Genomic DNA, 26,848 nt, shown 5'->3' with positions numbered 1-26,848 from the left:
CCAAGCTGGTATTTGCTTCAACTAAATTAACCCTGTTGCATAAGACCATTATTAATTATTGCAAGGTCTTTAATAATTTTAATAGCTCTGCGGCATGGCTGTTAGGCTTTACATCTGCAAAATGCTTAACAATGATACCATCGGGGTTAACTAAAAAAGTTTGTCTACTCGCATGTGGCCAAGGCAACAATCGGTCAACTTTTAACGCTTTACTAAGCGTAGCTTCAGTGTCTGCAAGTAAAGAAAAAGGCAATTGGTATAAATCAGCAAATTCTTTATGTGATGTAACGCTGTCGTAACTCACTCCAACAATATCAGTATTTAACTGCTTAAATTGTGCGTAACTGTCTGTAAAGTTTTGAGCTTCGACGGTGCACCCCGGCGTTTTATCTTTTGGATAAAAGTAAACCACAAGCCATTTACCCGCATAGTTTTTATTACTAACTAATTGATTTGATTGGTCGTATAAACTAAAGCTGGGAAATGTAAGCCCCTCCCATTGGTTTACTGAAGCATTTGAAAGCATTGAAAAAAATAAGCTTAAAGTAAGAATTATGAGTTTCATTTTGGGTGCTCTAAGTTGAGTAAAGACAAGAATTTATATCACGGGATCAAATAGAAATAAACCCGCGTTTTGTTAGTAATATTTAAGATAACATAATATTGCTGATGGTCTAAGCTCAATATATGGACGAAACAAATTGCTTTTGCATAATCAATGTAACGGATAGATAGGATGCTGCTACGTAAGCTTAAAATTTTCACGCTATTGCTGCTTATACTCAGCTACGGCTTAGTGGCCATAAGCCAATTGGTGGTTACTTACTTATCTCAGCATAGGCTCAACCAAATTGAAGTAGAAAGAGCATTTGTGGCGACACAGCTAAGTTTATTAACTGCCACCTATAAGCAAACTTTTGGGGACAATTTACAGCCGCTGTTTCAACAGCTTGATCGTTACTCTCAACTTAATAACTGGAAGTTAATTGATCACAATAATAAATTGGTGCGAGAAAAAACCAAATTTACTAGTGAAGACAATATACACCGCCTCTATATTCAAAACCCTGAGGCTCCTAACCAGCTTTTAGAATTAACCTACAGCTTTAAACCTGTAGCATTATCATCTTCTTGGCTGTCATGGCAAACATTACTTATTGCGGCGGTTTTTTGTGTTACTGTTGTTATCCTTTTAGTTGGACTATTCCGCTGGGTGTTTAATCTTGAGGTTTATTCCAATTACTTATTAACTGGCGCGGATGAAGCGAATAAGTTTGATTTAGGTAAAACCAGTAACCCAATTCACCGTGCATTTAATCAATTGATTTTACAAAACACTTTGTTAGCAAAAGATAAGCAAGAGTTAACAGAGCAAATTAGAAAAATATCCTATGTAGATGAGGTTACTGAAATCGGTAATCAGCTATTCTTTAAAGCTGAATTTCAAGTCAGACTGCATAATCATGAAGAGCAAGAATCCGGTCTATTAGTTTTATTGAGCTTTGGGCAGGGGAGTGAAGCGGCTTATCTTGCGCTTTCTGATGAAAAAATGAAAGCTATAGCGTCTATATTAAAGCATTATATCCATCAGTTTAACGGAGCGCTTGTGGCGCGCTTACGAGAAAACGATTTCGCATTGCTCTTGCCTAACCATACCAGAGAACAAACCGATCAAATTTGTAAGTCGCTAATTAAACAGTTAAGTAAAAGTGTGTTTGATACACAGCAACAACGCGAGCATTTTATTGATATCGGTATATCTGTTTACAAGCATGGGTTCAAGTATTCGAAAGTAATAGCCGAGGCAGACATGGCGTTACGAAATGCTCAGTTACAGGGAGGAAACAGTTGGTATATTTATGGTGAACCATTAGCAGAAAGTAAAGTTCGAGGTAGCTTAAAATGGCGAAGTTTATTAGAAAGCACCCTGAATAATCAGAAAATTCAGCTTTATATTCATCAAATGGAAGTGTACAGAAGTGGCATGAGTGATACTTTTGAGGTGCTGGCAAGAATTGCTGACGGTAAAGATATGCTTACCGCAGATACGTTTTTACCAATGGCAAACCAATGTGGTCTCGCTAAAGAGTTTGATCGTCAAATAGTTGATAAAGTTTTGGCTCATTGTTTACATGACACGGCTAATAAGCGTGAAAGAGATTTTTCGGTTAATCTTTTTGTCAATTCACTTTTAGATGATGGCTTTTACAATTGGTTAAAGCACCGTTTAGCCGGAGCGCAAGGATTAGCTCAACGGATTATTTTTGAAATTAAGGAGAGCCAAATTAGTCGTCATAAAAAAGAATTGGCGGAAATAATGCCAGAGCTTGCACAACTTGGTTGTCGGTGGTGTGTTGATCATTTCGGCTCGCCGGAAGAGAATATTAATTACCTTGAGGGTTTACCCATTGATTCGGTAAAAATCGATAGGCGTTATATTTTTGATATTAGTGAAAATAAGCCACAGCAATTAATGCTAAAGACCATGCTAATTAATTTAAAAAGTAAAGGAATAAAAGTATTCGCTGAAGGTGTTGAAAAAGCCGCAGATGCAGACTTCCTAAAAGGAGTCGATTTAAATGGTGCCCAAGGGTTTTATTATGGACAACCTAGGCTAATGAAAAAGTTAGAAAAATATTTAAAAGCAGTATAAAAAAACACCGCCTAAGCGGTGTTTTTGTTATCTTAAGCGCTAAGTTTAAGACTAGAACTTTTGAACTAAACCAAGACCAAAAATGCTAGCATCGTCACCAGTTGCTCCTTCTTCGCTCAGCGTTAAGTAAGTAAAGAAAGTGGTCTTTTTACCAAGCTTTCTATCCCATCCGATTGAAGTTTGGCTGGTATATTTTACTTTAGAGCTTACCAAAGCTTCCCAAGCGTCTGACTCTATCATTTGCAGTTTAAATACGTTGTCACCTGCAGTATATTGCACGCTACCCATAATACCATCACCGTCAGCAGCCGCATTTTCGGTATCTTGGAACAAGAACCCAAACTGCCAAGCGTCCATATTATATTGTGCAACTAAGCGTGTTGTGTCTACACCATCGCCTTCAACATCTGAGTCTAAAGATAGCCCTAAGTTTAAGCCCCCAGCTTTGTACTCAAGTGCTAAAGAAGTGCCGTCGGCAAAACCGTCGTTAGTGCCAGTATCTTCACCAGGAATTAAAGCAATTTTTGCAGTAAACCCACCCATTTTAGGCGTGCTGTATTGAACAATGTTATCCGCTCTTGTTTCTGCATTAAACGAATGCTTTATATCACCAGATAAGTCACCAAATAGATCGATTTTTTTCTGAAGCTTTTTAGTCGGAGTATCATGACGCCCTGCGAAAACTTCACCAAACTCGCCTCTAACGCCAACAATTTGGTTTCTTGACTTAATGTTATCTGTTGAACCTTTAGCGTTATCAGAAATATCGACTTCCCACTCTAATTGATAAAACGCTTGTAATTTGCCCGCAGCGCCACTGCCTTTAATACCAAAACGTGAAGCGTTGCTGTTTAGCTCCCATTGGTCATCGCCATTATCTTCGTCAACTTTGTCTAAAGTAACGTTAATTTTTCCATACACATCAACCCAGTTGTCTTCTGCGTAGCTGTTACCAGAAGCTGCTAAGCAAGCAACTGCGATGCTTGAAAGAGCAAAAGTATTTAATTTCATGGTTTGTCTCCGATATAGATGTTTTAAATTTATTTTAAGTGATTGGCGAGCATTGTATTTGAGATATTTGACAGAAATATGACAAATCTCAAGTTATCAGCATCATTTTTTATTTTATTTGCCCCAAATATGACAAAAAGCAATCTTTAGATGAACGTGAGTTTAGCACTCCAACAGAGCTTTTAAGTGAGTTTTTGCATAAGATATCTCATTTATAATAAGTGAATTTATAAAATGTCGATTTTGTCACTGAATCTTTACCAAATATCTGCCTAGAGTTTGATTTTTGCTGTCGATTGTTTAAACTATCACTACTGGCTTAACATTGTTGAACAGATTTTGTACAGTTATTGAAATAATAATGTCAAACCAACGTTCAGACGATAAGCTTTATTACTGTGAGGAACCTGTAATGGGTAAAAAGACATCCACAAAGAGCAATTTTACGATTATTGATGGCGAGAAAGCCTATATTGGTCCAGAGCGCAGAGCCGACCGACGTAGAATGAGCCACAATGAGCGCATAGAAAGATTGTTACGCAACTTTGGGTTGGATCGTCGTATGCGAGTTGAACGCCGTCGTAAAGATTCATCTTGGCTTCTTACCTCTGCCCGGGTTGCCAATCAATAATTGAAAGTGAGTTCTTCTTACTTATAATCTATTGATTTTAAAGGGTTATAATAAGGTGCAATGCACCTTTATCGTGTTCTTTACTCCCCATTTCCGCATTTAATCTCAGCAACAATCGACTCACCTCTATACTAATCACTTCACGCATTATTCTGGCGATTTGCGCCTAGCTAATGCTAATAATTTACCGAATATCAGGTGGTAGTTAGCTTTAAACACATAAACTGACTATAAGGATCTTCTTTATAATTGCCAAATGGTGGGCAGTCAACAAAGCCATGCTTAGTATACAAATGAATGGCAGCAGAAAATTTACTATGGGTGCCAGTTTCTAAGTAAAGGTGAGTGTATTTGCGCAGCTGGCTCTCTTTAATAATGGCTAATAGAATTTTTTCTGCGATACCTTTTCTTGTGTGTGTGGCAGCGGTTTTCATTGCTTTAATTTCGCCTTCGTTGCTACTGATTGCTTTAAGTGCACCACAAGCAACAACTTTTGTTATATCGCTCACGCTCCAAAAGGTTAGTTTTTTATCAAAAAATTCTTGCTCACTTAATGCATGAACACTTTCTGGAGGAGAGTATTGCTGCATTTGAGTGTGATGTTGTTGTAATAGCTGTATGACTTTTCCGTCACTAAGATCATCTATTTTAGGGTTATATGGTTCTATCATTGGGGTAAAATACTTAATTTATTGGCAGTTGGTTGGCTAGCTAAGCTAGACTATAAGGCTTATTAAATCTGAACGCTTGGCACAGGCTAAAAAATAATTAATGAGATTACAAAGATTCTCGCATTTTCAATCGGAAATTGGCAACGCTAAAATTGAAAATATTCAATCACCAGTTTTGCTTTCCAGACAACTCACCTTAGATATAAAGCGAGATGATTTAATTCATCCTATTATTTCTGGTAATAAATATCGTAAGCTTAAATATTTGATAGCAGCTATTCAAAATAGAGGATTTACCCGAGTTGCTGTCATGGGTGGACCTTATTCAAACTTACTTCAGGCTATTGCCTATCTTGCATATCGCCTAAACTGGCAGGCCACACTTTATGTGCGTGGATTTCCAGAACAAAAGCTTTCTCCTATTTTAAAACAAGCGAGAGATTGGGGAGCAGAAATAGTTTATGTCAGTAGATTGCAATTTCAGCACTTACGCAATACAGTCCCAAAGTTAGAGGCCGATGTTTTTTGGATAAGTGAAGGGGGGTTTCATCCATTCGCTTTATCGGGTTGTATGGAAACGGTGATGGAATTGCCTAATCGCTATGACTATATTGTTATGGCAAGTGCAACGGGCGCAAGTATTGCTGGACTTTATTTAGGTTGTCAAAAGCAGTCACCAAATACTCAAGTGATAGGTATTTCAGTGCTAAAAAATAGTCAGCAACAGCTTGATGATATTGTTGACTTGTTAAATGGTGAACAAACAGGCGAAAATGACAGAACAAATAAATCATGTTTCCAAAATAATATTAATGTGCTTGCTAAGTCAGAGTTAGCCGGAATAAAAATCGTTTCAGGTTTTGAGTTTGGCGGTTATGCCAAAAGTAGTCCTGAGCTTGATAGGTTTGTTAAACAATTTCAAGTGCAACACAGTATTACCATAGAGCCGGTGTATACCGGTAAGTCATTTTATGCAACTCTAGATTTATGCGAAAAAGGTTTTTTTAAAACTGGCAGTAAGATTCTTTTAATTCATTGTGGAGGCATTCAAACAACGCTTACCTAGGCTAAAATAAAACACCAATAGTCCAGCTCTAGTACGACATCTTTATGGTAGATCGTACGTCCATTTTCCGCTTTCATTAGAAACGGCATATTGTCCGGCAAGTCGTTTTTTATACCTATTAAACGAAGTCGAGCAAGCCCAACGTCTTCTCTATCTCTGGCTTCTTGCAAATCAATAACTTCAGTTTGCGCGTAAATAGTGTCTCCCGCAAAGCTCGGGTTTGCATGGGTTCCGGCGTTAATTGCCGCAGGCCAAATGGCATTGCCTAAGCCATTGTAACTAAGCGCCCTGCACAGCGAAATGATATGCCCGCCATAGACCAACCTTTGCTGGTGCCGCGAAGTTTGCATAGCATAGTGATCGAAGTGAACCTTTGCGTTGTTTTGATAAAGGCGCGTAGCTAAAGAATGATCTGAATCGTTGATGGTTATTCCGTCGCGGTGAAATATTGATTGACCAATAGATAGATCGCACCATTTTATTTGGTTGTCACTATAGCTAGATTGCCAATGATTAAAGTTAACCTGTTTAGGTAAAGCGAGCGTTTGATAATCTACCGTTGAGGCCAACTTGGGAATAACCGGTTGAGTATTAGTGGTATGTGGTGCACGCTTTTCTACCATGACCCAACGCACCCATGAGACAACGAGTTGGTCATTTTGATTGGTAGCCTGCGAACGAACATAGACTATGCCGGTTTTATTATTTGAGTTTTCTTTTAACCCAATAACCTCACTTTTTACCGCAAGCGTATCGCCTGCATAACAGGGGTGATTAAAGCTTACTTCGGCATAGCCTAAGTTTGCGACAGCGTTTAGCGAAATATCGTTAACCGTTTTCCCAAATGCAATATGAAAGACTAAAAAATTATCAATTGGCATGGATTTAAAACCACAGCTTTGACTTAAAGTAAGTGCACAGTTCAGTGCAAATCGACTTCCAGTAAGTGCTGTGTAAAGAGTAGCGTCTGCTTCGGTAATGGTTCTAGGGACACCATGAATAAATTGTTGACCGAGCGAAAAATCTTCGTAGTAATTGCCGCTTAAGTTAACATTTTTGGTCATTTTTCTGGCCCAATGAGTTCGGTTTGTCCTATTTCATGAACTTGATTATAAAGCGCAATAACACGTCGCGCCCAAAGCTCTAGTGACGGCTCAATTAAACGGTCATCTATTACGGCTGTACTTCTACCTATTTCATGAGCGTTAGCAATAGCATCAATGATTTTTTTTGCTCGTTTTACGTCTTCGCCTTTTGGCGTAAATGCATCGTTGGTATATGCAAGTTGAATAGGGTGGATAACGGCTTTACCATCAAACCCGAGATCTCGCGCTTGTCGACAAGAAAATTCACATGCTTCGATATTTTTTAAATCAAAGTGAGGGCCGTCAATAATACATTTGTTGTTTGCTCGTGCGGCTAAAATACATAATGATAAACTGGTTAGTAGCCCCATTCTATCTTGAGTTTGAGTAATTCTTAGAGAGTTGGCTAAATCGGTGGTACCTAAAATAACGGCTTGCAATCGCTCAGATGCTGCGCAAATTTCGTCGCTGCGTAATACGCCCTTGGGACTTTCAATATTAATCATTACATTTAGGTGGCTGCCACCTAACTCATCTAGGGTTGCAAGTGCTGCGTTTAATTGGCCTGCGCTTTCTACGTTAGGAAATAAAATGGCGTCTATATCTAAACTAATGCTCGCTCTTAAATCGTCCATGCCCCATTCCGAATCTAATGAATTAATTCTGACGATTTTTTCTGAATAGCCAAAATTGTGATTATTTAAGGCTTTTAATAGTAAGTTGCGTGCTTCATCTTTGCGTAAAGGCGGTACTGACTCTTGTAAGTCAAATACAATGCTGTCGACACTGAGTTTACGGGATTTTTCGATATGGCGAGGTTCGTGCGCGGGGACATATAAGACGCTGCGACGAGGTCGATATTGAAAAGTCATAAGTTGGCTCCGTGAGCTTTATTTTGATTTTGCTCTGCTAATTGTTTGATTAATTGTTTGCGCAATACTTTACCGTTTTTTGTGCGCGGAAAGTCTGTGAAGAAGTGAGCGCGTTTTGGCGTTTTATATTTTGCCAAATGCTGTGCCGCAAAATTCAGAACAGTTTCTTCATTTAAGCTGCTGTCTGTTTCTGGAATAATACAGACACTCACTAGCACCTTGTCTTTTTCAATTGTTTCGCCTAGTGCCACACAGTCAGCAACCTCTGGGTGGGTCTTTACCACTCTTTCTATTTCGTGTGGAGACACGCGATAACCAAAGGTATTAATAATGTCGTCTTTACGACCTAAAAACCAAATATAGCCGTTTTCGTCTTTACGAGCATAGTCTCCAGTAAAGAAAAAACCATCATGTTTTGCACTGCGGGTTTCGTCTGGGAGTTGCCAATATTCTAGGAATAATCCGGGATCATCTTGTGGAATCGCCAGCATGCCTTCTTGATTTACTTCAACCGGTTGATTATTGCCGTCGAGCAGCTGAACATTATGACCAGGCTGAGCAAAGCCTGCCGCACCTGGTTTTATTTGGGCATTTTTATGCTGTGAAATATAGTAAGAAAACTCGGACATACCAATTGCTTCGTAAACTTCAAGCTCAAATCTAGCGCGCCAGGCTAGCAGCATTTCATCTGATAAGTGCTCGCCGGCACTCATACAGTGACGCAGCGATGGAACATCATCGCTTTTAAAGTTGGTTTTTTGAATAATTTGCCGATAAATAGTCGGCACGCCGATAAAAATAGAGCAACGATGCTTTTTAATCAGTTTAGGCCAAGTGGAGGCATCATTGGGGCCTTCGTGAACAATCACAGTATGACCATGAAACAGAGGATCCATCAAGGCTGAGCCGAGTACATAGGTCCAGTTAAATTTGCCAGAATGCATTATTCGATCACCTGGTTGAAAGTCAAACCAAAACTGGCTTGCTGGTAGCCTCCCAATTAGAGCTCTGTGAGCATGAAGTACGCCTTTGGGGTAGCCGGTAGTGCCAGAAGTGTAAACTAAATAAGCCGGATCATTCGGCTGACTTTCAACTGTTTTATGACTCTCTGGTTGTTGTGAAAGAAGGGCTTCAAAATCATAAAGCGACACACTCGAATGATTGTTAGTCGCTGGCAGTTCACCGGGGCCTGCAAGCCAAATAGATTCAATTTGAGTGTCTTGCTCAAGTAATGGTTCTAGTTCTTGCCACATAGACTTAGCGGCAATTAAGATTTTAGCTCCAGAATCTTTTGCTAAGTAAGCAACTTCGCTGGCTGCTAATAAAGTTGATGTAGGAACAGCAATTGCGCCGTGGCGCAAGCAGCCAAAAAAGCTTATTGGATAGGCGGTGGAGTTAGGTAGCCGAATTAAAACGCGATCGCCTTGGGCAACTTTAAGTTGGGTTAAAGCGTGTGCAAATTGACTGCTTTGCGCCTCTAAATTTTGATAAGTGAGCTCACAGCTGCCTAAAAGGTGATCTTCAACGATTAGTGCAACTTTATTGGGATCTTGTGCGTGTTGAGTCACACAAGCGCTGGCAATATTAAAAACCTCTGGTAAGTGCCATTCCCACTGGTCGCCATTTTGAGATAAAAAATTTGATACTTGGTAAGACATAATTAAATTCTTCCATATGGCCAGTTTTCACGAATCACATGGATAGGAAGTTTCTTTAAAACCTCCATCGCAAAACTTTTGTCTTTTGGCTCTAGCGACTTAAGTGCATAAGCACGTAATAAAGTTTGAAGCGCTTTGCCGAACATTGGCGGGTCGAGCATTTCCCCTTCAAACTTTATAGCGCCGCCTAGCAGTGCGTCAGCATCAATTGCGGCTTTTAAAATATTAACATTTCTTTGAATAACCAAGGGTGAGGGAGTAAACGCTACCTTACATAAATGAATGTGATAAGGATGAATAACTTGTTTGCCAGTTAACCCCATTTGAGCTTCAACAGTTGCATGGCGATGAACTACATGACTTTCGTGATCTCCGTGTAAGTCAAGCCATCTCCTGACATCGTGCGGCTCAATGTTTTTTTCTGGCATTGGAGTTTCGTTAATAAGTACCTCCACACCGCCTATGACTCCTGTACCGGAAATGCGCGCTTCCAATAAGAGATTACGTAAATAGGTTTTTAATTCGTCGATCCAACCTTCGGGCGTTAAATGGATAGCCATTGCTTTGGAAAAGTCGTGAATACCAAAAACAACATGCTTAACGGTTGAAAACTGCATTAATTCTGGCGCAATTTTTAACGAGCGAGGGTGTTCAATAATCGGTTGAATTTCAATGTTAGGGTTAACCCCAACCAACCAAGCTGATAAATCTCTAATTTCTGCCGCGCCGTACATTTCTCCGGCTTTGGCTAAAATAATTACATCAATATGCTCAGCCACATCGAGGATCATTTCTAAGTCTTTTTCGTATTCGTCGGTTCTAAATGGATTTATTCTTAGCGCGATTTGAAAGTTTCTTTCGGGAAAGTGAGGAAGTTCATTTCTTAATAATTCGCGACTCATCTCTTTTTGACGACAGCCATCCTCTAAATCAAAAAGTAATGTATGCGCGGGGCAGTTGTGAGCATGTCGACGCAGCCTATCAACCGCTTGCTCCATAGTTTCGTACTCTCCTTGTGCAGGTGAATACTTAACCGGGGGATAATAGAGTTGAATACCCGGCCAAAAGCCGCCTAAAACATCCTGTTCGTTTACTTGTTCTAAAAACTCGTTATGGTAAATCATTGCAACTATCCTTTTTAGGCTGTAACAACTTGAGTTTGAGCTGGTTTTTTATAACAACCTGGTACTTAAATTAGATCAATAGGCCATTTAAAATAAGCTATTATGGCTACTGGTCGGATGACTTGTGCTATTCATAATACAGAACTTAGGTTAGATTTCAATCAAGAATAAGCTAAACCGGCTTAGTTAGAACCTAATTTTTTCCTATATAGAGTATAGGCAAATCTTGTTTGCTTATTGGTTAATTTATTGCGATAACATAAAAGCGACTTCGCAATCATGCGCAAAATTGAATAACATTTTGCCTAGTTTTGCGCTTAAATTGTTGTATACAGCAGAAAAAATCTTAATTTAGAGCAAAAGGAGAGTTAAATGTCGGCAACAGTTCACCCTAATTTGGCGTTATTTGATGCGGAAAAACCATTTCCAGTCATTCCAACCTGTGAGCATTTTGCTGGCAGCGAGAAATTAATTCTTAAAGCTTTAGAACTTCAGCAAAAGCTTGGCCCGGTGTTTGATATTACTTGTGATTGCGAAGACGGTGCGGCAGCAGGGCAAGAGGCTGAGCACGCTGCCATGGTAGCTAAAGTGATTGGTAGTGAAGCGAATCAACATAAAATGATGGGCGTGCGTATTCATGATTATAGCCATACTCATTGGCGCGCAGATGTCGACATTATAGTCCCTCAAATTGGAAATCTTGTTGCCTATATTACATTGCCTAAATGCACTCAGGGCTCTCAAATCGCTGAAATGGTCGGTTATATTAAACAAGTAGCCAAAGCGAATAACATTCACCGAGAAATTCCAATTCATGTGTTAGTAGAAACCCATGGTGCGCTTAGAGATGTATGGGAAATAGCGCAGATTGAATGGGTTCAAGTGTTAGACTTTGGCATGATGGATTTTGTTAGTGGGCATCATGGCGCGATTCCGGCGGCTTGCATGCGTAGCCCGGGTCAATTTGATCATCCGTTGTTAGCGAGAGCGAAAACAGAAATGGTCGCCGCCGCATTAGCTAATGGCGTGGTGCCGTCACATAATGTCACTCTTGATTTAAAAAACGCCGAGCAAACTACAAGCGATGCCAAGCGCGCCCGTAACGAGTTTGGATTTATGCGCATGTGGAGTATTTATCCTACCCAGATTAGTGCAATTGTTGATGCGATGAAGCCAGATTACTCCGAAGTAGAAGACGCTCAAGGTATTTTATTGGCAGCACAAGCCGCTGATTGGGGACCTATTCAATATAAAGGAGAGCTCCACGATAGAGCGACTTATCGTTATTTTTGGCAACTATTACAGCGTGCTTTTATTTCTGGCGTTGAACTATCTGAAGAAGCGAAAAAAGCATTTTTCAAAGATTAATCTGGTAATAACCGTCATATAAAATAGGCTTTGAACTGAGCGCTGATGTAAAGTTTAAAGCCTCATTTTTAAGTACTAAACATTGTTGCTGCATTTTTAACTGGTTTAAATAGAACCACAATTCCTCGCACTATTCATTAACCTTTTAGCTAACTTAATAATTGCTATTTTCTAACTTCAGCTTTACTGGTTGCGGCCTTTACTAAAAGGCCAAAAATTCCGCGTTTTATGAACAAAATCTAATAGTGAATATTCCCGTTATTTTAACTTGCAATCAACTACTTTTAGATAGTCCGTTTACTTAGTGAACTAATTTAACAATAAGCGGTGAAGTTTTAAGCAAGAGTCAGCATTTTTTGAACAAAAAAAAATCAATTAGTTTTTCTAATCTCGGCAATTATATTTTTTCATTTGTTTTGAGGTTGTTGGCTGTGAATAATCCGCGCCGCCACAACGGCGGATAAAGAGTTTGTTACTGAGACTTCATTAATTAAATTCGGGTAAATAATAAATTGTTCATAAATATTATTTATCATTCGTCGCATATTCAACCAACCTTGCTATCTAATAACTTTAAGGAAAAAAGTTAGTTATGAAAATTAATCGTAATTTGCTATTCAAATTAATCATGCTGTCATTTTTTGTACTGCCGGTCAGTGCAAAAAACCAATTGAACTCGCTCACAGCAGATCTTAACAGCTCACACCAAGCTGGCGTCACTAAAAAAAATGAGTTTGTTCTTATTGGGGACATGTTAGTTAAAAGCGATGTTCAAAAATTAAACTTTGATTCGGTAAAGCCTGAATGGACCGATGGTAAAGTGTTTTACGCATTTGATGACAATGTTAATGAGCAGCAAAGAGCCTCATTTGTTGAGGCGACTAAAATCTGGGAGTCAGTTGCTCAATTAGAGTTTATTGAAAGAACAACTGAGCCCAATTATATTCATGTACGCAGTGATAACAAAAACTACGCCGTTGTAGGTATGGTAGGAGGAAAGCAAACACTAGCTATGTTTGATTGGGGATCTTTGTATATTATTGTTCATGAAATTGGTCACAGCTTAGGTATGTGGCATGAACATATGCGTTCAGATCGCGATAGTTATGTTTCTATTCATGAACAAAATATTGACTCGACTCAAGCTTATAACTTTGCCAAGCGTAGCACGATAAACTATGCCGACTACGATCACCTTTCCATTATGCACTATGGGCTAACTGCATATACTACTAATGGTGAAAGAACGATTTCTCCGCTTCCGGAGTTTGAAAAATATACACCATTAATTGGTCATAGAAGCTTTATCAGCAAAAGTGATCAAATTAATGCGGCAACTCGTTATGGAGCGAAAATAATTGATTTTGAAGACGCTCATTTCAAAGCCTACCTAGTGAGTCAATTTGATAGTAATGGTGATTCAGAAATTGATACCATTGAAGCTGCCAAGGTCACTCAAATAACGACTCCTGGCAATGGACAAATTACTTCAATTGAAGGAATCGAATTTTTTAGAGGTGTAACTCATTTAAACGTATCCAATGAGAATCTTAGTGTCATTCCTAAATTGCCGAGCAGAGTTGAAGTTCTAAACGTCTCTAATAATCAGCTAGAAAATGTTGATGTTAGTTGGGGCTTTGTGAATTTACTGGTTCAAATCGATGCTTCGCTAAACCCACTTGATGTTTATAGCTGTGACTCAGTAAGTTTTGTCCATCAAACTAAATCAAGCCAATCGTTGACCATTAACCCTTTAAAAGACGGTTCGGAATTAGACTGTAGTGGTGATGCAATCTACAGATTGTTAAACGCAAAACCGCGCCAAGACTTACGCAGCAAAGGCTCGCAAACCTATCATATTAACGTGCCTGCGGGTCAGTCTGAATTAGTGTTTGAAACCCAATTACACAATGGTGTTTTAGGTGGCGAAATGGATATATATGTTGCCTTTAATCGCACGCCAACTGACACGGATTTTGATTTTAGCTCTAATAATGCCGGAAATATGGAAACTGTTGCTGTAGCCAACCCTCAGGCGGGCGTATGGTATGTGACATTAATTCCGGTTGAGCGTTCGTTTGAAAGTGTCGATCTAAGTGCAAGTTATACCGAATCAAGTGTTAGTGAAAATGAGCTTGTCAATGGTGTGAGAAAAACTAACTTAAGCGCAAATAAATCGGCGACGCTTGATTTTTATATTGACGTTCCAAATGCTGCAAAAGATTTAAGTATTGCGATTCAAGGCGGAAGTGGCGACGCAGATCTTTATGTGCAATTTGCAGCGGCCCCAAGCTTAAGTCAATACGACTGCCGCCCATGGAAAAATGGTAACACAGAAAGTTGTGCTTTTTCTCAGCCTGAAAGTGGTCGTTATTATGTTCAACTACATGGCTATACAGACTTTTCTGGAGTTGAACTAATTGCGACTTATCAGTTAGACAATAATCCTTTACCACGAGATTTTAAGCGTTTTGATTTAACCGCTAATACTGGCGAATGGATTTACTTTAGCTTAACGATTCCAAGTGGAACAAGCGAACTGAATGTTGCTATTTCAGGTGGTACAGGTGACGCGGATCTTTACCTTAACCCAAGCTATTCTCCAGCGGAGTCGCGATATGTGTGTCGACCCTATTTAAATGGAAACAATGAAGCTTGTGTGGTAAATGCGCCAACGGAGGGAGAGTGGATTATTGGTATTAAAGCCTATAATAGTTTCTCTGGGTTAAGCTTAGAAGCTACCTGGTAATTGTTATTTTGTTTTATCGGTTGTAATAAAATAAAGCGCCCTAGGGCGCTTTATTTTAATTGCGAGTTGCTCTGGACTATAGCGTATAACTTAATGCTGTTTTTACAAGCTTGTCTTTATCGCGACAGTCTTTAACATTTTCCGCGCTAAAGACGAAGACTTTATCTTGATTTTTGACATAGTTGTTAAAGATAATTGTGACATACTCGCTGTCATCGAGTGAACGTAAAGTTGCACCGTAGTCACATAAAGTCGAAAATATTATATCTGTTTTTAACTGAGTGCTTTCGGTATATTTTTTGTCACGCATAGCTCGGTATTCTTGCATTGACTTTTTGTATTCGTCTAATTGTGCGTTAAGCTGTGCCATTTTTTCTTCTAACTTTACTTTGGCTTTATCAATGCTTGATTTATCTTTTTCTCTCTCTCGGGTGCGCTCTAAAGCTCTAATTTCTCGTTGAAGTTCACGCACTTCCTCTCGTTGCTCTCTATTTTTTTCTCTTTGTCTTTCTAAGGCTTCCATTCGCTCACTATAGACTTCAAATTTATCATTAAACTCAGCCTCAAATGGCATTTCTGGTGGCTCTGGTGCTTCTGGCATAGGTATTTCCGAAAATGCGTTACCAACTTCTGAAGCAATAGATCCAACTAAATGTCCAATACCTTCTCCAAATTGCTCCCAGTCCGATGCACTACTAAATGAGTTTCTTCCAAACTGAAAATTAAATACCATTCCTTGACGTGCCAGATAGGTGCTTTGAGTTTTCTTAGAGCCTAAAATTTTGGCCTTGCTGGAAGTTTGTTCGTTAAGCGAGGTTTCAAATATTTTGCTCATTATTTTGAGCTCTTTTTGCTCTCTAGAAAAATTGTTATCGGCCGCAACACAAAGGTTGCTGGTTAGTATAAGTGCTAGTGCGACACTTGTTTTGCTCGGTTTTAAAAAGTTCATTACTTCTCTCCCGTAGGTACAGTTGCAGACTGAATAAGTTGATTTAAATATTGATTATTTTCAATTTGGTTTTCAGCTAAATAAGATAAGCGTTGTTCAACTTTTTGCTGATCTTCATAGCGTTGGGTTTGAATGCCTGTGATAATGAAATTAAGATCTTCTCGTCTTTCGTCTCGGGTCTTTTCCATTAAGTCAGCCATTAGCAGTTTATTCGCAGTAGTGAGCTTGTCGGTTTGCGCCACAAAACGAGCTTCTAATAATAAATTTTGTTGCTGCTTAAACTCTGCCAAGCGTTGTTCAACAAGTTCCTCTATCTGAGCATCTGCCTGGCCTCCAAAAGTGATTTGTATTCCACCATTATGGGCATTAATGTTTACCTGAAATAACACCATTAATATGGCACAGGCAGATGCACCCAGCGCAGTCCAGTTTAGCCAGCTAGCTTTAGTGGCTCTTGGTCTTACTGCGAACTCGGTGCGATGCCACTCAGGCACACTTTGTTCATGCCATTGCTTTGCAAGCTCAGGAAGGACCATTGCTTGTCGATAAGTTTCTCGACAGTCGTCGCACTGCTCGATTGCTTGCTCAAATAGGTTGCGATTTGTGCTTGAGAGCTTACCTTCGCAATAGTCAATTAAATGCTCACTAACTAACTGATGATCACACAACATTTTGAACCTCCATATGCCCTTTAAGTTTTTGCAGAGCAGAATATAATCGAGTTTTAATGGTACTAACGGCAACGCCAGTTTGTTGGCTAATTTCTTCGAAAGTAAAGTGTTGAAAAAACTTTAACTCTACTACTTGGCGTTGTTCATCACTTAATACTGATAAAGTTGCAAGTATTTTTTTATTTGCAGTTAAAGTTTGATAGTCAGATTCAGGGGAGTGATGAGAGTGGAAGTCATCACTGTCTACTTCACTGGCATGATGAAGCGGGTTTCTTCCTCTTGAGCGCAGAAAATCAGTTGTTTTATTCGCTGCAATGCGCATCATCCAACCCTTAAACTGCCCTTGACCTCTGTAGCTGGGTAAGTTTCTATAAACAGCCAAAAAGACTTCTTGCATTAGGTCCATTGCATCGGCGCTATTAAAGGTCATTCGTAAGCAGTAGTTATAGACTAGCCCTTCATAACGCTTGACTAGTTTTACCCAGCAGCTTTGAGAACCTCTCAGCGCCTTTTCTATTAGCTTTTCATCGTTACTTGTTAAAAACATAATATGGTTTCATCTTATTGGCTGTGGCTTTTGTTTTACTGATTGTTATGTCGAGCTTAACGGTTAAAAAGTTTGCATTTTTAATAAATTTTTTCGGTTCAAGTCTCTAGCAGTACAAATAGGCTCTCTGACAGTTTCCAAACTATCATTGTTTGGCTTTTTAACTTATTGAAATAGCTTAACTTAACTGGTTTATGTGGTTATTTTAAGTTATTTTATTGATATTTTAAGAATAAGGCTTATCTTGACGCTTTTTCTCGTTATAATCGGGTCTTAAAGATACTCAAAGTGGCGAGTTAAAGGTGTTAGAAGGGCTAAGTCGGGGGCTAACGCTGTCGATTGTAGTCACTAACTTAGCAATAATTGGGCTAAAAAGGCTAAATTGTAAATAGAATGCCTTGCGACAGTCACTTAATAATAATGATAAATTCTTATAATCTAGGGGATAAAATGCAACCTATCACTTATCTAATTACCAATGATGCCATTGTTTTTGGTATTTTAGCCTTAATTTTAGGAGCTGTGTTTTACACGCATAAAAGCCAACATCCCTACTGCCGGGCTTTTTACAAAGTTATACCTGCACTTCTATTGTGCTACTTTATCCCTTCACTATTACATACATTTCACATAGTTCCATATGATTACCCCTGTACCAAAGTACTTAGCGGTGCGATTGATGCGGGCCAAAATGTGTTAGCTCAGTGTCAAGCAGCAGTTAATCCAGATGATACGAAAATCGCGGCGAGCGGCTCTCATTTGTATTATGTTGCATCGAGATTTTTGCTACCGGCTAGTTTAGTGCTACTTACTTTGAGTATCGACTTTGGGCGGATAAAAGCTTTGGGGCCCAAAGCGCTAATTATGTTTTTAACTGGAACCTTTGGGATTGTTATTGGCGGGCCTATTGCTATATTAGCCATGGCTGCGATTAATCCAGAAGTTGTTGCTGGCGATGTTTGGAGAGGAATGACAACGGTAGCCGGTAGTTGGATTGGCGGTGGTGCAAACCAAGCCGCTATGAAAGAGGTTTTTGAAGTATCTGGCGGGCTTTTTTCTAGTATGATTGCTGTGGATGTGATTATCGCTAATGTTTGGATGGCTGTGCTTTTATATATGGCCGGTAAGAGCAAGCAAATTGACGCAAAAACCGGTGCAGATACTACCGCTATTGATGATATGAAAAAAACAGTAGAAGAATTCGAGAAAAAACATGCACGTAACCCCGATTTAACTGATTTAATGTTGATTATTGCTATCGCTTTTGGGGCGACAGCCTTTGGTCATATTGTTGCAGATACTGTCGCACCTTGGATTGGTCAAGTATGGCCTGATGCAAGTAAGTTCTCTTTAACCAGTAAATTCTTTTGGTTAGTGGTTACTGCGACGACTCTAGGTTTAATTATGTCGACCACCAAATTACGCCAGTTTGAAGCCGTGGGAGCTTCAAAAGTAGGTTCTGTATTCATCTATATTCTGGTGGCTGCCATAGGTTTGCATATGGACATATCTGCAATTGTAGAACGGCCTTGGCTGTTTGTTGTTGGCGCAATTTGGATGTCAATTCATGCTGGATTGATGCTAATAGTGGCTAAATTAATAAAAGCACCGGTGTTTTACATGGCTGTTGGTAGTCAAGCGAATGTTGGTGGGGCTGCATCTGCTCCGGTAGTTGCGTCGGCTTTTCACCCGTCTTTAGCTCCAGTTGGTGTGTTATTGGCAGTGTTAGGCTATGCTTTAGGTACCTATGCGGCATATATTTGCGGGCTTCTATTACAAGCAGCAGCAATGGTTTAGTCGCTTACTAGAAACAGTGTGATGCTTTTAGCAGTTTATGTTTCTTTATAAAAACAATAAGTTATACCATTATCATCTGAGGTGATTCTGATATAAAATGGCGAGCAATTAATTTTAATCGATTTAATTACTATGCCATTAAGATGTAAATTATATTTTAAGCAAAGTTGAGCGTTTTTTAGGTGTAGCATAAGAGTCGCTGGGAGCTTTACCAAAGCTCATTGTTTTTCAGGTTGTGTAGATTGATCACTTTCGGAAATTTTAAGTTATGTTGAAAATCCAATTCAAGGACAAGCGCAAACCCGCAATGTGGTTGGTCGACTCAACTTTGAAAATAGGGTCGGATAAAAGCTGTGAACTATTTATTGATGAGCCTTCAGTCGATCCTGTGCACGTAGAACTCATTGTGCAAAACGGCGAGATTTTGCTCAAAAATGTTAGTCAACATCGCAGCGTTTTTGTGAATGAAGTCCCTATTGTGAAAGAGCAAAAATTAACTGCTTGGGATATCATTAAAGTCGGTGCGAGTGAACTTGAAGTCGTTGACCCGTTAAAGCAGCGTGAATCTGAGCCTGTCGTTCAACAAGAAAACAAAACGGTTATTCGACCTGCGGTTAGCCCTTGGATGTTAAAAGCACTTACTGCACCTTTAGATGGACAATATTTTTCATTAAGTAACGGCCAAATAATTGGCAGAGATAAAGAGGCTGAAATAACCTTACCGCTTAGCTTTATTTCGCGCCAGCATGCCAAAATAGCATTGCGTAAAGAGAAAGTTTATATTGAAGACTTAAACTCTTCTAATGGCACTTATGTTAATGGTGAAAAGATAAAGTCAGCAGAATTGCGTAATGGTGATGAACTGCGGCTCGACCAATTCGCATTTTCTGTCATTGGACCTGTGAGCAAGCTTGATAGCAAACCTCGAACTGTTGTAAGAGACGCTATCGCAAAAGGTTCGATTAAAAAATCGGCAACACCCACTAATCCAGATCAAAAGAAAACCTTGGCTGACAAAACTGTTTATTTGCATGGCTTATCTGCGGAAATTCGCGGAAAAGTGTTTACCATACCCAATGTAGATAATCATATTTCGAGAATGCTAGGTCATCATTTGTCTACCAGCGAGCGCAGTGTTTCAGCACGACATGTGTATTTGTCTGAAACCGATTACGGCTGGGAGATTCGCAACAATGGTGCCTCAGATGGCCTCTTAGTTAACGGCAAAATGCAATCGAGGGTAGTATTACAAGACGGTGATGAGGTTACCGTTGGCGGGACTCATTTAAAGTTCCAGTGTAGCGGCAATGCACCTTTAAAATTAGCTGATTTGCCTGAACCGCCAAAAAGTAAAAAAGGTATTTGGTTGAGCTTAGCTATGATACTTATTGCTGCCGCAGCGGTTGTAGCGGTTACCTTTAAGTAAGAAAGTTTAATATCCTATTGCTTAAAAGCTGCTATTTATCATAGTGGCTTAACTGATTTAATCGTGTCTGATGTCACCTAATAAAGTCTTTTAGCAAAAGTCCAATAATACACAAGATAGAAATAAATAGGGCTATAGAAAGCCACATTGTCGAACTGCTCTTAGGCACTTGTTTTTCCTTATGTTTGACTTTTTTGTGCTTTTTTTTGGGCTCATTGGGCTGGCCTATTTTAGAGCGTTTACGCTTATACTTTTCACTATTTGCCATTCTGTTTAACTCAAGTAACACTAACTGTGCACTTTGCGGACGACTTAAGGGATCAAGGGCGAGCATTTGGTCTAATAGTTTTTGTAATCGAAACGATATTTTTTGTGGTTTTTTATTGCGTAGCATTCCGGGAGGCGCGCCGAATAGCATGTGATGAAAAATTGCACCTAAGCAATAAATATCGTACTGCTCATTTATGCTTTGCTGTTGTGGAGGCCTGTAGTTTTTAATGCTGTTGAGCTCTTCTTCGTCGGTATAAGGAAGGCCAAAGTCACCTAGTTTAGGGATGTGTTTGTCGTCAAATAAAATGTTATTGGGACACAGGTTTTTATGCAATATTTTATTTTGGTGAGCATAGTCAAGACCCGCACAAATTTTGCAAGCGATAGTAAAAAACGCTTCCTCAGTAAAGTCTTGGATTAGCTGATTATTTAAACTTCCGCCAGATAAATATTCTGAGATAATCGTCATATTGTTTTGGTTTTTAACCGCTGCTAAAACTTTTACAATATTCGGGTGCTTTAAACTGATAAGCTTTTTGGCCTCAACGATTCCTTGGGTATCACCATGGTTTCTGCGTATAACCAGGAGCTGTTTATTACTTTTCTTTTGAAATAATAGCACTCGCTTGTTTTTACTTTGGCTTAACACATCGAGTAAATTAAAATTGCTCGCCAGATCTTTATTTTCTTTTTCTACACTGTCTTTATTAGATTTATCTAAATGTTGACCTTGTGAAATTCTTAATAGTTCATCTCTTACTTGAGTAAGGGACTGATATCTTTGCGCAGGATTTTTGGCGCAACACTTTGCTAGTACTTTATAGAGATCAGCAGGTAGATCTTTAGGCAGACGGTTGACCGAAGTGCGAATTCTACTGTCTTTAACCGGTCTTCCAAATAAATCATATAATACGACGCCAGTGGAATAGATGTCGCTTTTAATCGTGGCACCGCTGTAGTCAGAGGCTTGCTCTGGTGCGACATAGCCAGCAGTGCCTACAACACTGGTTTGTTGTGTAGATTGCTCGCTACTAACTTCATTTAGTGCAATTCCAAAGTCGAGTATTTTTACCTGACCATGTTGGTCAATAATAATATTTGAAGGTTTAATATCGCGGTGGATCACATCATTTCTATGAGCATAAGCAAGACCGCGGCAAATTTGCAATGCAATGTCTATCTTTTTGCTAAATGGCAACTCGCCTTGGGTTAATAGTTCTGCTAGATCAATACCGTTAATTTTTTCCATCACAAAATAGGGAAGCGACTCTTCTGAGATACCTTTGTCGATGATTTGAACGATATTGGGATGGTGTAGTTGTGCAATAATTAAAGATTCATGCTCAAAAAGCGCTTTTGCTTCGGCGTGAGAAAGTAGTTGTTCACTTAAAAATTTAATTGCTACTGGACGGTTTAAGGATGTTTGGATCGCATCATAGATCTGTGCCATACCGCCAGATGCGAATTTTTGTTTAATTTTATATCCTTCTAAAAAAGGTAAAGCCATATAGCGTTTAATTTTTATTGTGATTACTAAAAAGTATAGTTATTTAATCGCTAATTTGCTGAAAATTAGATAGTTTTTAAGTAAATCCAGTAAATTTTAATCACCTAAGCCTGATCTCGACATTCTTTTAGTGGTAAAAAGTTTTCTGCGATCATGCAGCGGGCGCTGCCACCGCCAATATGTTCTATAGTTGAGATATTTGAAGAGACTAATTCGCCATGTTTTTCTAAAGTCTTTCTTTGTTGAGGGCTAAAACCCTGTAGAGCAGACTCAGACATCGCAATAATTTTGGATTGAGCGGCTTTTAGCTGAATAATATTGCCACAAAAAGATTCACTCATTTGCTGTTGGCTAATTTCAATTACATCGGTGACTGTTTCATTGAGATACTTTAAAACATTCTGGCGAACATTTTCATTAACCAACGTAGGGGAGGCGATAACCGCAAAGTCTTCCCCACAGGACATCACAACGTTGGTATGATAGATCGGAGCACCACTTGCGCCATTAGCCAACATCGAGCGGAGTTGATAGCCGAACTGCTGCGAGAATTTTAGTAAACTCGATTGCTCGCAGCGCTCGGAAATTGCAGCAAATAGTTGTTTGCTCGGATGATGAAAAACCATACTACCTGTGCCCTCTAGAATGCCATCGAGTTGGTGACGTAAATCAATCGTTTGATTAATTTGATAGGCAGCAGAGCTTAACAATTGACTTAACGGCTGTACTTTTACTTCCGCTCGACGATTGTCTGTTTTCATTGGGTAAATGATTAAGTCCCCCTGACTTGTTGTAGAGAACCAGTTATTAGGGAATACAGCGTCTGGTATTTTTATTTTATTTGAAGTGTCATCCAGTACTATTACTTCTATGCCAGCCTTCATTAAACGGTCTACCATTTGGTCAAATTCGTTTAAAGCAAGTTGAGTTACTTCTTGAGCTGCGCCGGCACTGGGCTTATTTTGAAATTCGTTATCTACGCCGGTTTCTGGGTTATAGCCAAAATCATTTGGTTTAACCATCACAACTGAGTTAGTTAGGTGAGGAAGTGAGTCTATCTTCATTGGAGGCAACATAAGTTAGGATAATTAAGCGTATTATGCAGCAAAATAGGAAAAAAAAAAGGCCTGCAAAAGCAGGCCTGTATAGTAATTTGCCGTGAAATTTAGGACCACTAAAGGGGTAGGAGGTCACAGCACTCACTAATAAACTCTGTTGGGACAGAAATAAAATAAAACAACTCTCAAAAAGGTTAAACTAACCTGCTGCTTATCTTTCAAGGGCAGACAATCCTGATAAGCAATGATATACCGGAGTATATCCTTGAAGTATTAACTGAGTTAATCCTTCAAGCCATGACTAACCCGTTAAGGCCAAGAGCGGTAACTAATCGCTCTTTGTTAGTCAAATGTTCACGCTAGCGAACAAATACCTGCGTACTGGAAAATAGATTGCTAACAATTTGTACTGGCAAAATGTTAGAGGAAGTGCGACTAATCAATCTGATATGGGTCAATCACTTCAAATATCAATGTGTTCCTGAACACGGGGCGAACTATACTTGTGTCATTGTTTCGCTTCAAACGATCATTTATAATGTTTCGCATAAATAAAACTAATCCGAAATAAGCGAGAAGATTATTTCATGGCGAGAAGATTACCTCCATTAAAAAGCCTCAGAGCGTTTGAATCCGCTGCGAGACATTTAAGTTTTACCCGCGCTGCCGATGAGCTTTTTGTCACCCAAGCTGCTGTGAGTCATCAAATAAAGTCATTAGAAGAATTTTTGGGAGTGCCACTCTTTATCCGGCGAAATAGACAACTACTTTTAACCGATGAAGGACAAAATTATTGGCCCAAAATTAGGGATATTTTTGAGATACTGAGCCAAGCAACAGAGGAAATAAAAGCTAATCGTGCCAGTGGTGCGCTTACCGTCAGCGTTGTTCCTACTTTTGCGACGGTATGGTTAGTACCACGCTTAACTATGTTTAAAAAGCTTTACCCTGAAATTGAGGTGCGTCTAAAGGCCAGTGATGATTTAGTCGATTTTGTGCGCGAGGATGTCGATATCGCAATATATTATGAAAAAAGCGACTACCCTGGGATGCATTCTGTAACCTTATTGAGCGAGCGATTAACGCCGTTATGTGCGCCAGCCTTGTTAGAAGGTGATATTCCCTTAGATTCTCCAGAAGATTTGCGTTTACACACCCTTTTACATGATGGGACTACCGATGACTGGCGCCGTTGGCTCCGGTTTGCTGGAGTCAAAGGGATTCCTCTAAATAGTGGCCCGGTGTTTAGTCATACTGCGATGGTTCAGCAAGCTGCAATTTATGGGCAAGGGATTGCAATGGGTCATTTAGTATTGTCGCAAGCCGATGTTCAAGCAGGGCGGCTAGTTAGACCGTTTGAGCTAACTTTAGAAAGTGATTACTCTTACGATATCGTTTGCCCAAAAGAGTCGGCAGAAAGGCCTAAAATTAAAGCTTTTACCGACTGGTTACTGCAAACAGTACAATTAGAAAGTAGCGCATTAGTGTAAAACTAAACTCGCTCACAATTAATCTATAGGGGGTTGGTCACTTGGGGTTTAAATAGTTGCAGCCTATTATTCGCCAAAACCGGCTTCAAATAGCTCTCGTAGTGCGGTTAACGCTTCTTCAGCTTGTGGCCCTTCACTTGTTATTACCACATCGGCATGTTGAGGCGCATTAAGGGTTAGAAGTTTTATCAGACTATTTGCGGGAGCGGTGGTTGCCTTGTGCTTCAGCTCGATATTACAGTCGAATGTAACGGCTAAAGCAGCTATTTGCGCAGCTGCACGAGCATGCATTCCTTTTTTATTGGTGACTTTACATTGAATTGAAGGCATAAGCTCCTTGTCTTTATTTTTGTTTGTCTAGCTCCCTATGCCGAATTTGCGTGTTAGGGAACAGTGCCTTAAAGTTTTTTGCAAGTTTTTCTGCTACGTAAACCGAGCGGTGTTGACCGCCTGTACATCCGATAGCAACCGTAAGGTAGTTTCTATTATCTTGTTCAAACCGAGGGATCCAGGTTTGCAAAAATATTTTAAGTTGCCAGTAAAATTCTTGAGCGTCTGGCTGAGAGTCTAGAAACTCAATAACTGGTTCGTCTTTTCCAGAAAAACTGCGCAAACTCTCGTCCCAATAGGGATTTGGTAAGCAACGCGCGTCAAAAACAAAATCTGCATCGTTCGGTGCGCCGTTTTTAAAGCCGAATGAGGTGAACAATAAACTTAAATGCGATGATTGCTCTCCTAAAACCCTATTCACAATCATAGTACATAATTCGTGGGGGGACTTAGAAGTTGTATCAATCACTAGCTCTGCATAGCGAGTTATTGGCTCTAGGCGTTGCTTTTCTTGCTCAATTGCCTCGGCTAAAGAGTAGCCTTCGGCGGTTAACGGGTGGCGACGGCGAGTTTCGCTAAAGCGTTTAAGCAGGGTTGCATCATTCGCGTCAATAAAGATGACATCTAGGTGGTATTGGCTTGCTTCAATTTGCTTAATTAAATTGTCAAACTCTTCTACTGTATGGGTAACATTGCGAGCGTCTACGCCGATAGCTAACCCTGGATAATGGCTATCAATTTGGTCAAGAAGCGCTGGAATGAGTTTAACCGGAATATTATCAACACAATAAAAGCCTTGATCTTCAAGCGCTCTTAAAGCGACTGTTTTTCCTGAGCCCGATCGCCCACTAACAATAATACGTTTCATACCTTTCCCTTTGTTGGCCAGTATGGCCGAGTTCTAGAGCCTAAAAATACTTTTTTGGTGACAGGTATTATTATAGTAACGCGAGATTGATTTCTGGCTAGTGTTTGAGTCTAATTGTTGTAATTTTTTGTGAATCAATCGACGTTATTGGCTTGTAGCTTTATTAAAAATTTGTAATAGCGCATCATTGCAGTGTGCATGGCGTATTTGGGCAACAACAGAAGGCTCAGACAATACTTTTGCAATAGCTGCTAAGCATTTTAACTGCGCTTCGTCGGCTTGTTCTGGAACCATGATGGCGAAAATAATATCAACAGCTTGGTTGTCGGGGGCGTCATAATCGACTGGTTCTTCTAATAGAATAAATACAGCGGTTGCATCTTGGCAAGATTTTACTCTGCCGTGCGGTATGGCAATACCGTTGCCCAACGCAGTAGAACCCAGTCTTTCTCGGGTTAACAAGCTCTCAAATATTTCTTCCGAAGGGCAGCCGATACGCTTGGCTAGCTCTTCACTAACTTTTTCGAGCACTTTTTTCTTGCTACTTAATTTTAAGTGGCAAAAAGTTGATTCTGGTGTGATTAGCTGGCTAATTTTCATTTAAACAACATTCTTAAAAATTAATAGGGCCTAATGTGTCGCACTCTAACACATTAGGCCCTGTTATATTTAGTGGTATTTTTACAATTCTTACAATTTTAAAGGATTAATGACGAATCATCTTTTCTTTGTGCTTAATCACCTGCCTATCGAGCTTGTCCACAAGGCTGTCGATTGCGGCATACATATCTTCTGATTCACTATTAGCAAATATTTCACCGCCGTTAACATTTAACTTTGCTTCAGCAATTTGGCGAATTTTTTCGACTTGTAAAATCACGTGAACATTATTGATATGGTCAAAATGACGCTCGATTTTCTCAAACTTGTCATACACGTAGTTTCTTAAAGAGTCTGTAATATCAAGATGTTGACCGGTTAAATTAATTTGCATAATTGTATTCCTTCGTTTGTGGATGGAAAATTAGTTGATTATTAATTGACTAA

Annotated in this window: 24 protein-coding genes; 8 read left to right on the top strand and 16 right to left on the bottom strand. The window is 39.5% G+C overall.

Translation table 11 applies throughout. The features are described from left to right. Positions 1-55: 55 nt before the first annotated feature. Complete coding sequence (locus ACUR5C_RS12110; RefSeq protein WP_454465394.1) at positions 56-565, bottom strand: peroxiredoxin; 510 nt, start codon at positions 563-565, stop codon at positions 56-58. A gap of 171 nt (positions 566-736) precedes the next feature. Between ACUR5C_RS12110 and ACUR5C_RS12105 the strand changes: the two genes are divergently transcribed. Next, complete coding sequence (locus ACUR5C_RS12105; RefSeq protein ID WP_454465392.1) at positions 737-2,653, top strand: EAL domain-containing protein; 1,917 nt, start codon at positions 737-739, stop codon at positions 2,651-2,653. A gap of 51 nt (positions 2,654-2,704) precedes the next feature. Here the strand turns inward: ACUR5C_RS12105 and ACUR5C_RS12100 are convergent, their stop codons facing one another. Further along, positions 2,705-3,664, bottom strand: a complete 960-nt coding sequence (locus tag ACUR5C_RS12100) for a porin (RefSeq protein WP_454465391.1) — start codon at positions 3,662-3,664, stop codon at positions 2,705-2,707. 412 nt (positions 3,665-4,076) lie between these two features. Here ACUR5C_RS12100 and ACUR5C_RS12095 point away from each other — a divergent pair, with 412 nt between their 5' ends. Continuing rightward, entirely contained in the window at positions 4,077-4,295 is a 219-nt protein-coding gene (locus tag ACUR5C_RS12095) for a hypothetical protein (protein ID WP_454465390.1), read from the top strand. Between the two features lie 194 nt (positions 4,296-4,489). On the opposite strand, the gene ACUR5C_RS12090 is transcribed toward ACUR5C_RS12095, so the two are convergent. Next, positions 4,490-4,966, bottom strand: a complete 477-nt coding sequence (locus ACUR5C_RS12090) for a GNAT family N-acetyltransferase (protein WP_454465389.1) — start codon at positions 4,964-4,966, stop codon at positions 4,490-4,492. A 100-nt stretch (positions 4,967-5,066) separates the two neighbouring features. Between ACUR5C_RS12090 and ACUR5C_RS12085 the strand changes: the two genes are divergently transcribed. Further along, the gene (locus ACUR5C_RS12085) at positions 5,067-6,032 is read left to right on the top strand and encodes a 1-aminocyclopropane-1-carboxylate deaminase/D-cysteine desulfhydrase (protein WP_454465388.1); all 966 of its coding nucleotides are present in this window, start codon (positions 5,067-5,069) and stop codon (positions 6,030-6,032) included. Here ACUR5C_RS12085 and ACUR5C_RS12080 read toward each other — a convergent pair. Genes ACUR5C_RS12080 through ACUR5C_RS12065 form a run of 4 tightly spaced genes read right to left on the bottom strand, consistent with a single transcriptional unit; the run spans position 6,029 to position 10,771 of the window. Then, complete coding sequence (locus tag ACUR5C_RS12080) at positions 6,029-7,096, bottom strand: MaoC family dehydratase (protein ID WP_454465387.1); 1,068 nt, start codon at positions 7,094-7,096, stop codon at positions 6,029-6,031. The two genes, ACUR5C_RS12085 and ACUR5C_RS12080, sit on opposite strands and share 4 nt — an antisense overlap. Continuing rightward, a complete protein-coding gene (locus ACUR5C_RS12075) occupies positions 7,093-7,989 on the bottom strand; it encodes an HpcH/HpaI aldolase/citrate lyase family protein (RefSeq protein ID WP_454465386.1) in 897 nt (298 codons plus the stop codon). Before ACUR5C_RS12075 ends, ACUR5C_RS12080 begins: the two co-directional genes overlap by 4 nt. Next, positions 7,986-9,647 carry an acetate--CoA ligase gene (locus ACUR5C_RS12070; RefSeq protein WP_454465385.1) on the bottom strand — a complete coding sequence of 554 codons (1,662 nt, stop codon included), beginning with the start codon at positions 9,645-9,647 and terminating at the stop codon, positions 7,986-7,988. Before ACUR5C_RS12070 ends, ACUR5C_RS12075 begins: the two co-directional genes overlap by 4 nt. A gap of 2 nt (positions 9,648-9,649) precedes the next feature. Continuing rightward, complete coding sequence (locus ACUR5C_RS12065) at positions 9,650-10,771, bottom strand: HpcH/HpaI aldolase/citrate lyase family protein (RefSeq protein ID WP_454465384.1); 1,122 nt, start codon at positions 10,769-10,771, stop codon at positions 9,650-9,652. Between the two features lie 372 nt (positions 10,772-11,143). Between ACUR5C_RS12065 and ACUR5C_RS12060 the strand changes: the two genes are divergently transcribed. Together ACUR5C_RS12060 and ACUR5C_RS12055 are read left to right on the top strand one after the other, a co-directional pair. Continuing rightward, positions 11,144-12,139, top strand: coding sequence for an HpcH/HpaI aldolase/citrate lyase family protein (locus tag ACUR5C_RS12060; RefSeq protein WP_454465383.1), 996 nt, complete (start codon positions 11,144-11,146; stop codon positions 12,137-12,139). 592 nt (positions 12,140-12,731) lie between these two features. Continuing rightward, complete coding sequence (locus ACUR5C_RS12055) at positions 12,732-14,888, top strand: pre-peptidase C-terminal domain-containing protein (protein WP_454465382.1); 2,157 nt, start codon at positions 12,732-12,734, stop codon at positions 14,886-14,888. Positions 14,889-14,964: 76 nt separating this feature from the next. On the opposite strand, the gene ACUR5C_RS12050 is transcribed toward ACUR5C_RS12055, so the two are convergent. The 3 genes from ACUR5C_RS12050 to ACUR5C_RS12040 are packed head-to-tail and all read right to left on the bottom strand — an operon-like array spanning position 14,965 to position 17,055. Beyond that, on the bottom strand, positions 14,965-15,837 hold the full coding sequence (locus ACUR5C_RS12050) for a hypothetical protein (RefSeq protein ID WP_454465381.1): 873 nt from the start codon (positions 15,835-15,837) through the stop codon (positions 14,965-14,967). Beyond that, a complete protein-coding gene (locus tag ACUR5C_RS12045; RefSeq protein WP_454465380.1) occupies positions 15,837-16,508 on the bottom strand; it encodes an anti-sigma factor family protein in 672 nt (223 codons plus the stop codon). Before ACUR5C_RS12045 ends, ACUR5C_RS12050 begins: the two co-directional genes overlap by 1 nt. Next, on the bottom strand, positions 16,498-17,055 hold the full coding sequence (locus ACUR5C_RS12040) for an RNA polymerase sigma factor (protein WP_454465379.1): 558 nt from the start codon (positions 17,053-17,055) through the stop codon (positions 16,498-16,500). The genes ACUR5C_RS12045 and ACUR5C_RS12040 overlap by 11 nt, the downstream gene beginning before the upstream one ends. A gap of 450 nt (positions 17,056-17,505) precedes the next feature. On the opposite strand from ACUR5C_RS12040, the gene ACUR5C_RS12035 reads away from it, so the two are divergent. Together ACUR5C_RS12035 and ACUR5C_RS12030 are read left to right on the top strand one after the other, a co-directional pair. Beyond that, the gene (locus ACUR5C_RS12035; RefSeq protein WP_454465378.1) at positions 17,506-18,852 is read left to right on the top strand and encodes a DUF819 family protein; all 1,347 of its coding nucleotides are present in this window, start codon (positions 17,506-17,508) and stop codon (positions 18,850-18,852) included. Between the two features lie 268 nt (positions 18,853-19,120). After that, positions 19,121-20,278 carry an FHA domain-containing protein gene (locus ACUR5C_RS12030; RefSeq protein WP_454465377.1) on the top strand — a complete coding sequence of 386 codons (1,158 nt, stop codon included), beginning with the start codon at positions 19,121-19,123 and terminating at the stop codon, positions 20,276-20,278. 73 nt (positions 20,279-20,351) lie between these two features. On the opposite strand, the gene ACUR5C_RS12025 is transcribed toward ACUR5C_RS12030, so the two are convergent. Further along, entirely contained in the window at positions 20,352-22,055 is a 1,704-nt protein-coding gene (locus tag ACUR5C_RS12025) for a protein kinase domain-containing protein (protein ID WP_454465376.1), read from the bottom strand. Positions 22,056-22,159: 104 nt separating this feature from the next. Continuing rightward, positions 22,160-23,119: an arginine deiminase-related protein gene (locus ACUR5C_RS12020; RefSeq protein WP_454465375.1), complete on the bottom strand. Its 960-nt coding sequence runs from the start codon at positions 23,117-23,119 to the stop codon at positions 22,160-22,162. Between the two features lie 581 nt (positions 23,120-23,700). Here ACUR5C_RS12020 and ACUR5C_RS12015 point away from each other — a divergent pair. Beyond that, positions 23,701-24,603, top strand: a complete 903-nt coding sequence (locus ACUR5C_RS12015; RefSeq protein WP_454465374.1) for a transcriptional regulator GcvA — start codon at positions 23,701-23,703, stop codon at positions 24,601-24,603. Positions 24,604-24,669: 66 nt separating this feature from the next. Here ACUR5C_RS12015 and ACUR5C_RS12010 read toward each other — a convergent pair whose 3' ends face one another. The 4 genes from ACUR5C_RS12010 to hpf form a co-directional block, all read right to left on the bottom strand. Beyond that, a complete protein-coding gene (locus tag ACUR5C_RS12010; protein ID WP_454465373.1) occupies positions 24,670-24,933 on the bottom strand; it encodes an HPr family phosphocarrier protein in 264 nt (87 codons plus the stop codon). Positions 24,934-24,946: 13 nt separating this feature from the next. Next, entirely contained in the window at positions 24,947-25,801 is an 855-nt protein-coding gene (gene rapZ, locus ACUR5C_RS12005; RefSeq protein WP_454465372.1) for an RNase adapter RapZ, read from the bottom strand. Positions 25,802-25,945: 144 nt separating this feature from the next. Beyond that, entirely contained in the window at positions 25,946-26,401 is a 456-nt protein-coding gene (ptsN, locus tag ACUR5C_RS12000; RefSeq protein WP_454465371.1) for a PTS IIA-like nitrogen regulatory protein PtsN, read from the bottom strand. Between the two features lie 106 nt (positions 26,402-26,507). Beyond that, positions 26,508-26,795 carry a ribosome hibernation promoting factor gene (gene hpf / locus ACUR5C_RS11995; RefSeq protein ID WP_454465370.1) on the bottom strand — a complete coding sequence of 96 codons (288 nt, stop codon included), beginning with the start codon at positions 26,793-26,795 and terminating at the stop codon, positions 26,508-26,510. Positions 26,796-26,848 lie beyond the last annotated feature (53 nt).

The organism is Aliikangiella aequoris (assembly GCF_053709105.1).
The sequence above is the reverse complement of the archived record's forward strand: the minus strand, read 5'-3'. Positions and strand labels throughout refer to the sequence as shown.

What these genes read in the sequence shown, in the direction of transcription:
- ACUR5C_RS12110 (WP_454465394.1), bottom strand. Translation starts at nt 565, where the DNA reads ATGAAACTCATAATTCTTACTTTAAGCTTATTTTTTTCAATGCTTTCA.
- ACUR5C_RS12070 (WP_454465385.1), bottom strand. Translation starts at nt 9,647, where the DNA reads ATGTCTTACCAAGTATCAAATTTTTTATCTCAAAATGGCGACCAGTGG.
- ACUR5C_RS12105 (WP_454465392.1), top strand. Translation starts at nt 737, where the DNA reads ATGCTGCTACGTAAGCTTAAAATTTTCACGCTATTGCTGCTTATACTC.
- ACUR5C_RS12035 (WP_454465378.1), top strand. Translation starts at nt 17,506, where the DNA reads ATGCAACCTATCACTTATCTAATTACCAATGATGCCATTGTTTTTGGT.
- ACUR5C_RS12025 (WP_454465376.1), bottom strand. Translation starts at nt 22,055, where the DNA reads ATGGCTTTACCTTTTTTAGAAGGATATAAAATTAAACAAAAATTCGCA.
- ACUR5C_RS12055 (WP_454465382.1), top strand. Translation starts at nt 12,732, where the DNA reads ATGAAAATTAATCGTAATTTGCTATTCAAATTAATCATGCTGTCATTT.
- ptsN (WP_454465371.1), bottom strand. Translation starts at nt 26,401, where the DNA reads ATGAAAATTAGCCAGCTAATCACACCAGAATCAACTTTTTGCCACTTA.
- ACUR5C_RS12030 (WP_454465377.1), top strand. Translation starts at nt 19,121, where the DNA reads ATGTTGAAAATCCAATTCAAGGACAAGCGCAAACCCGCAATGTGGTTG.
- ACUR5C_RS12090 (WP_454465389.1), bottom strand. Translation starts at nt 4,966, where the DNA reads ATGATAGAACCATATAACCCTAAAATAGATGATCTTAGTGACGGAAAA.
- ACUR5C_RS12075 (WP_454465386.1), bottom strand. Translation starts at nt 7,989, where the DNA reads ATGACTTTTCAATATCGACCTCGTCGCAGCGTCTTATATGTCCCCGCG.
- ACUR5C_RS12015 (WP_454465374.1), top strand. Translation starts at nt 23,701, where the DNA reads ATGGCGAGAAGATTACCTCCATTAAAAAGCCTCAGAGCGTTTGAATCC.
- rapZ (WP_454465372.1), bottom strand. Translation starts at nt 25,801, where the DNA reads ATGAAACGTATTATTGTTAGTGGGCGATCGGGCTCAGGAAAAACAGTC.
- ACUR5C_RS12080 (WP_454465387.1), bottom strand. Translation starts at nt 7,096, where the DNA reads ATGACCAAAAATGTTAACTTAAGCGGCAATTACTACGAAGATTTTTCG.
- ACUR5C_RS12060 (WP_454465383.1), top strand. Translation starts at nt 11,144, where the DNA reads ATGTCGGCAACAGTTCACCCTAATTTGGCGTTATTTGATGCGGAAAAA.
- ACUR5C_RS12020 (WP_454465375.1), bottom strand. Translation starts at nt 23,119, where the DNA reads ATGAAGATAGACTCACTTCCTCACCTAACTAACTCAGTTGTGATGGTT.
- ACUR5C_RS12100 (WP_454465391.1), bottom strand. Translation starts at nt 3,664, where the DNA reads ATGAAATTAAATACTTTTGCTCTTTCAAGCATCGCAGTTGCTTGCTTA.
- ACUR5C_RS12095 (WP_454465390.1), top strand. Translation starts at nt 4,077, where the DNA reads ATGGGTAAAAAGACATCCACAAAGAGCAATTTTACGATTATTGATGGC.
- ACUR5C_RS12040 (WP_454465379.1), bottom strand. Translation starts at nt 17,055, where the DNA reads ATGTTTTTAACAAGTAACGATGAAAAGCTAATAGAAAAGGCGCTGAGA.
- ACUR5C_RS12050 (WP_454465381.1), bottom strand. Translation starts at nt 15,837, where the DNA reads ATGAACTTTTTAAAACCGAGCAAAACAAGTGTCGCACTAGCACTTATA.
- hpf (WP_454465370.1), bottom strand. Translation starts at nt 26,795, where the DNA reads ATGCAAATTAATTTAACCGGTCAACATCTTGATATTACAGACTCTTTA.
- ACUR5C_RS12065 (WP_454465384.1), bottom strand. Translation starts at nt 10,771, where the DNA reads ATGATTTACCATAACGAGTTTTTAGAACAAGTAAACGAACAGGATGTT.
- ACUR5C_RS12045 (WP_454465380.1), bottom strand. Translation starts at nt 16,508, where the DNA reads ATGTTGTGTGATCATCAGTTAGTTAGTGAGCATTTAATTGACTATTGC.
- ACUR5C_RS12085 (WP_454465388.1), top strand. Translation starts at nt 5,067, where the DNA reads ATGAGATTACAAAGATTCTCGCATTTTCAATCGGAAATTGGCAACGCT.
- ACUR5C_RS12010 (WP_454465373.1), bottom strand. Translation starts at nt 24,933, where the DNA reads ATGCCTTCAATTCAATGTAAAGTCACCAATAAAAAAGGAATGCATGCT.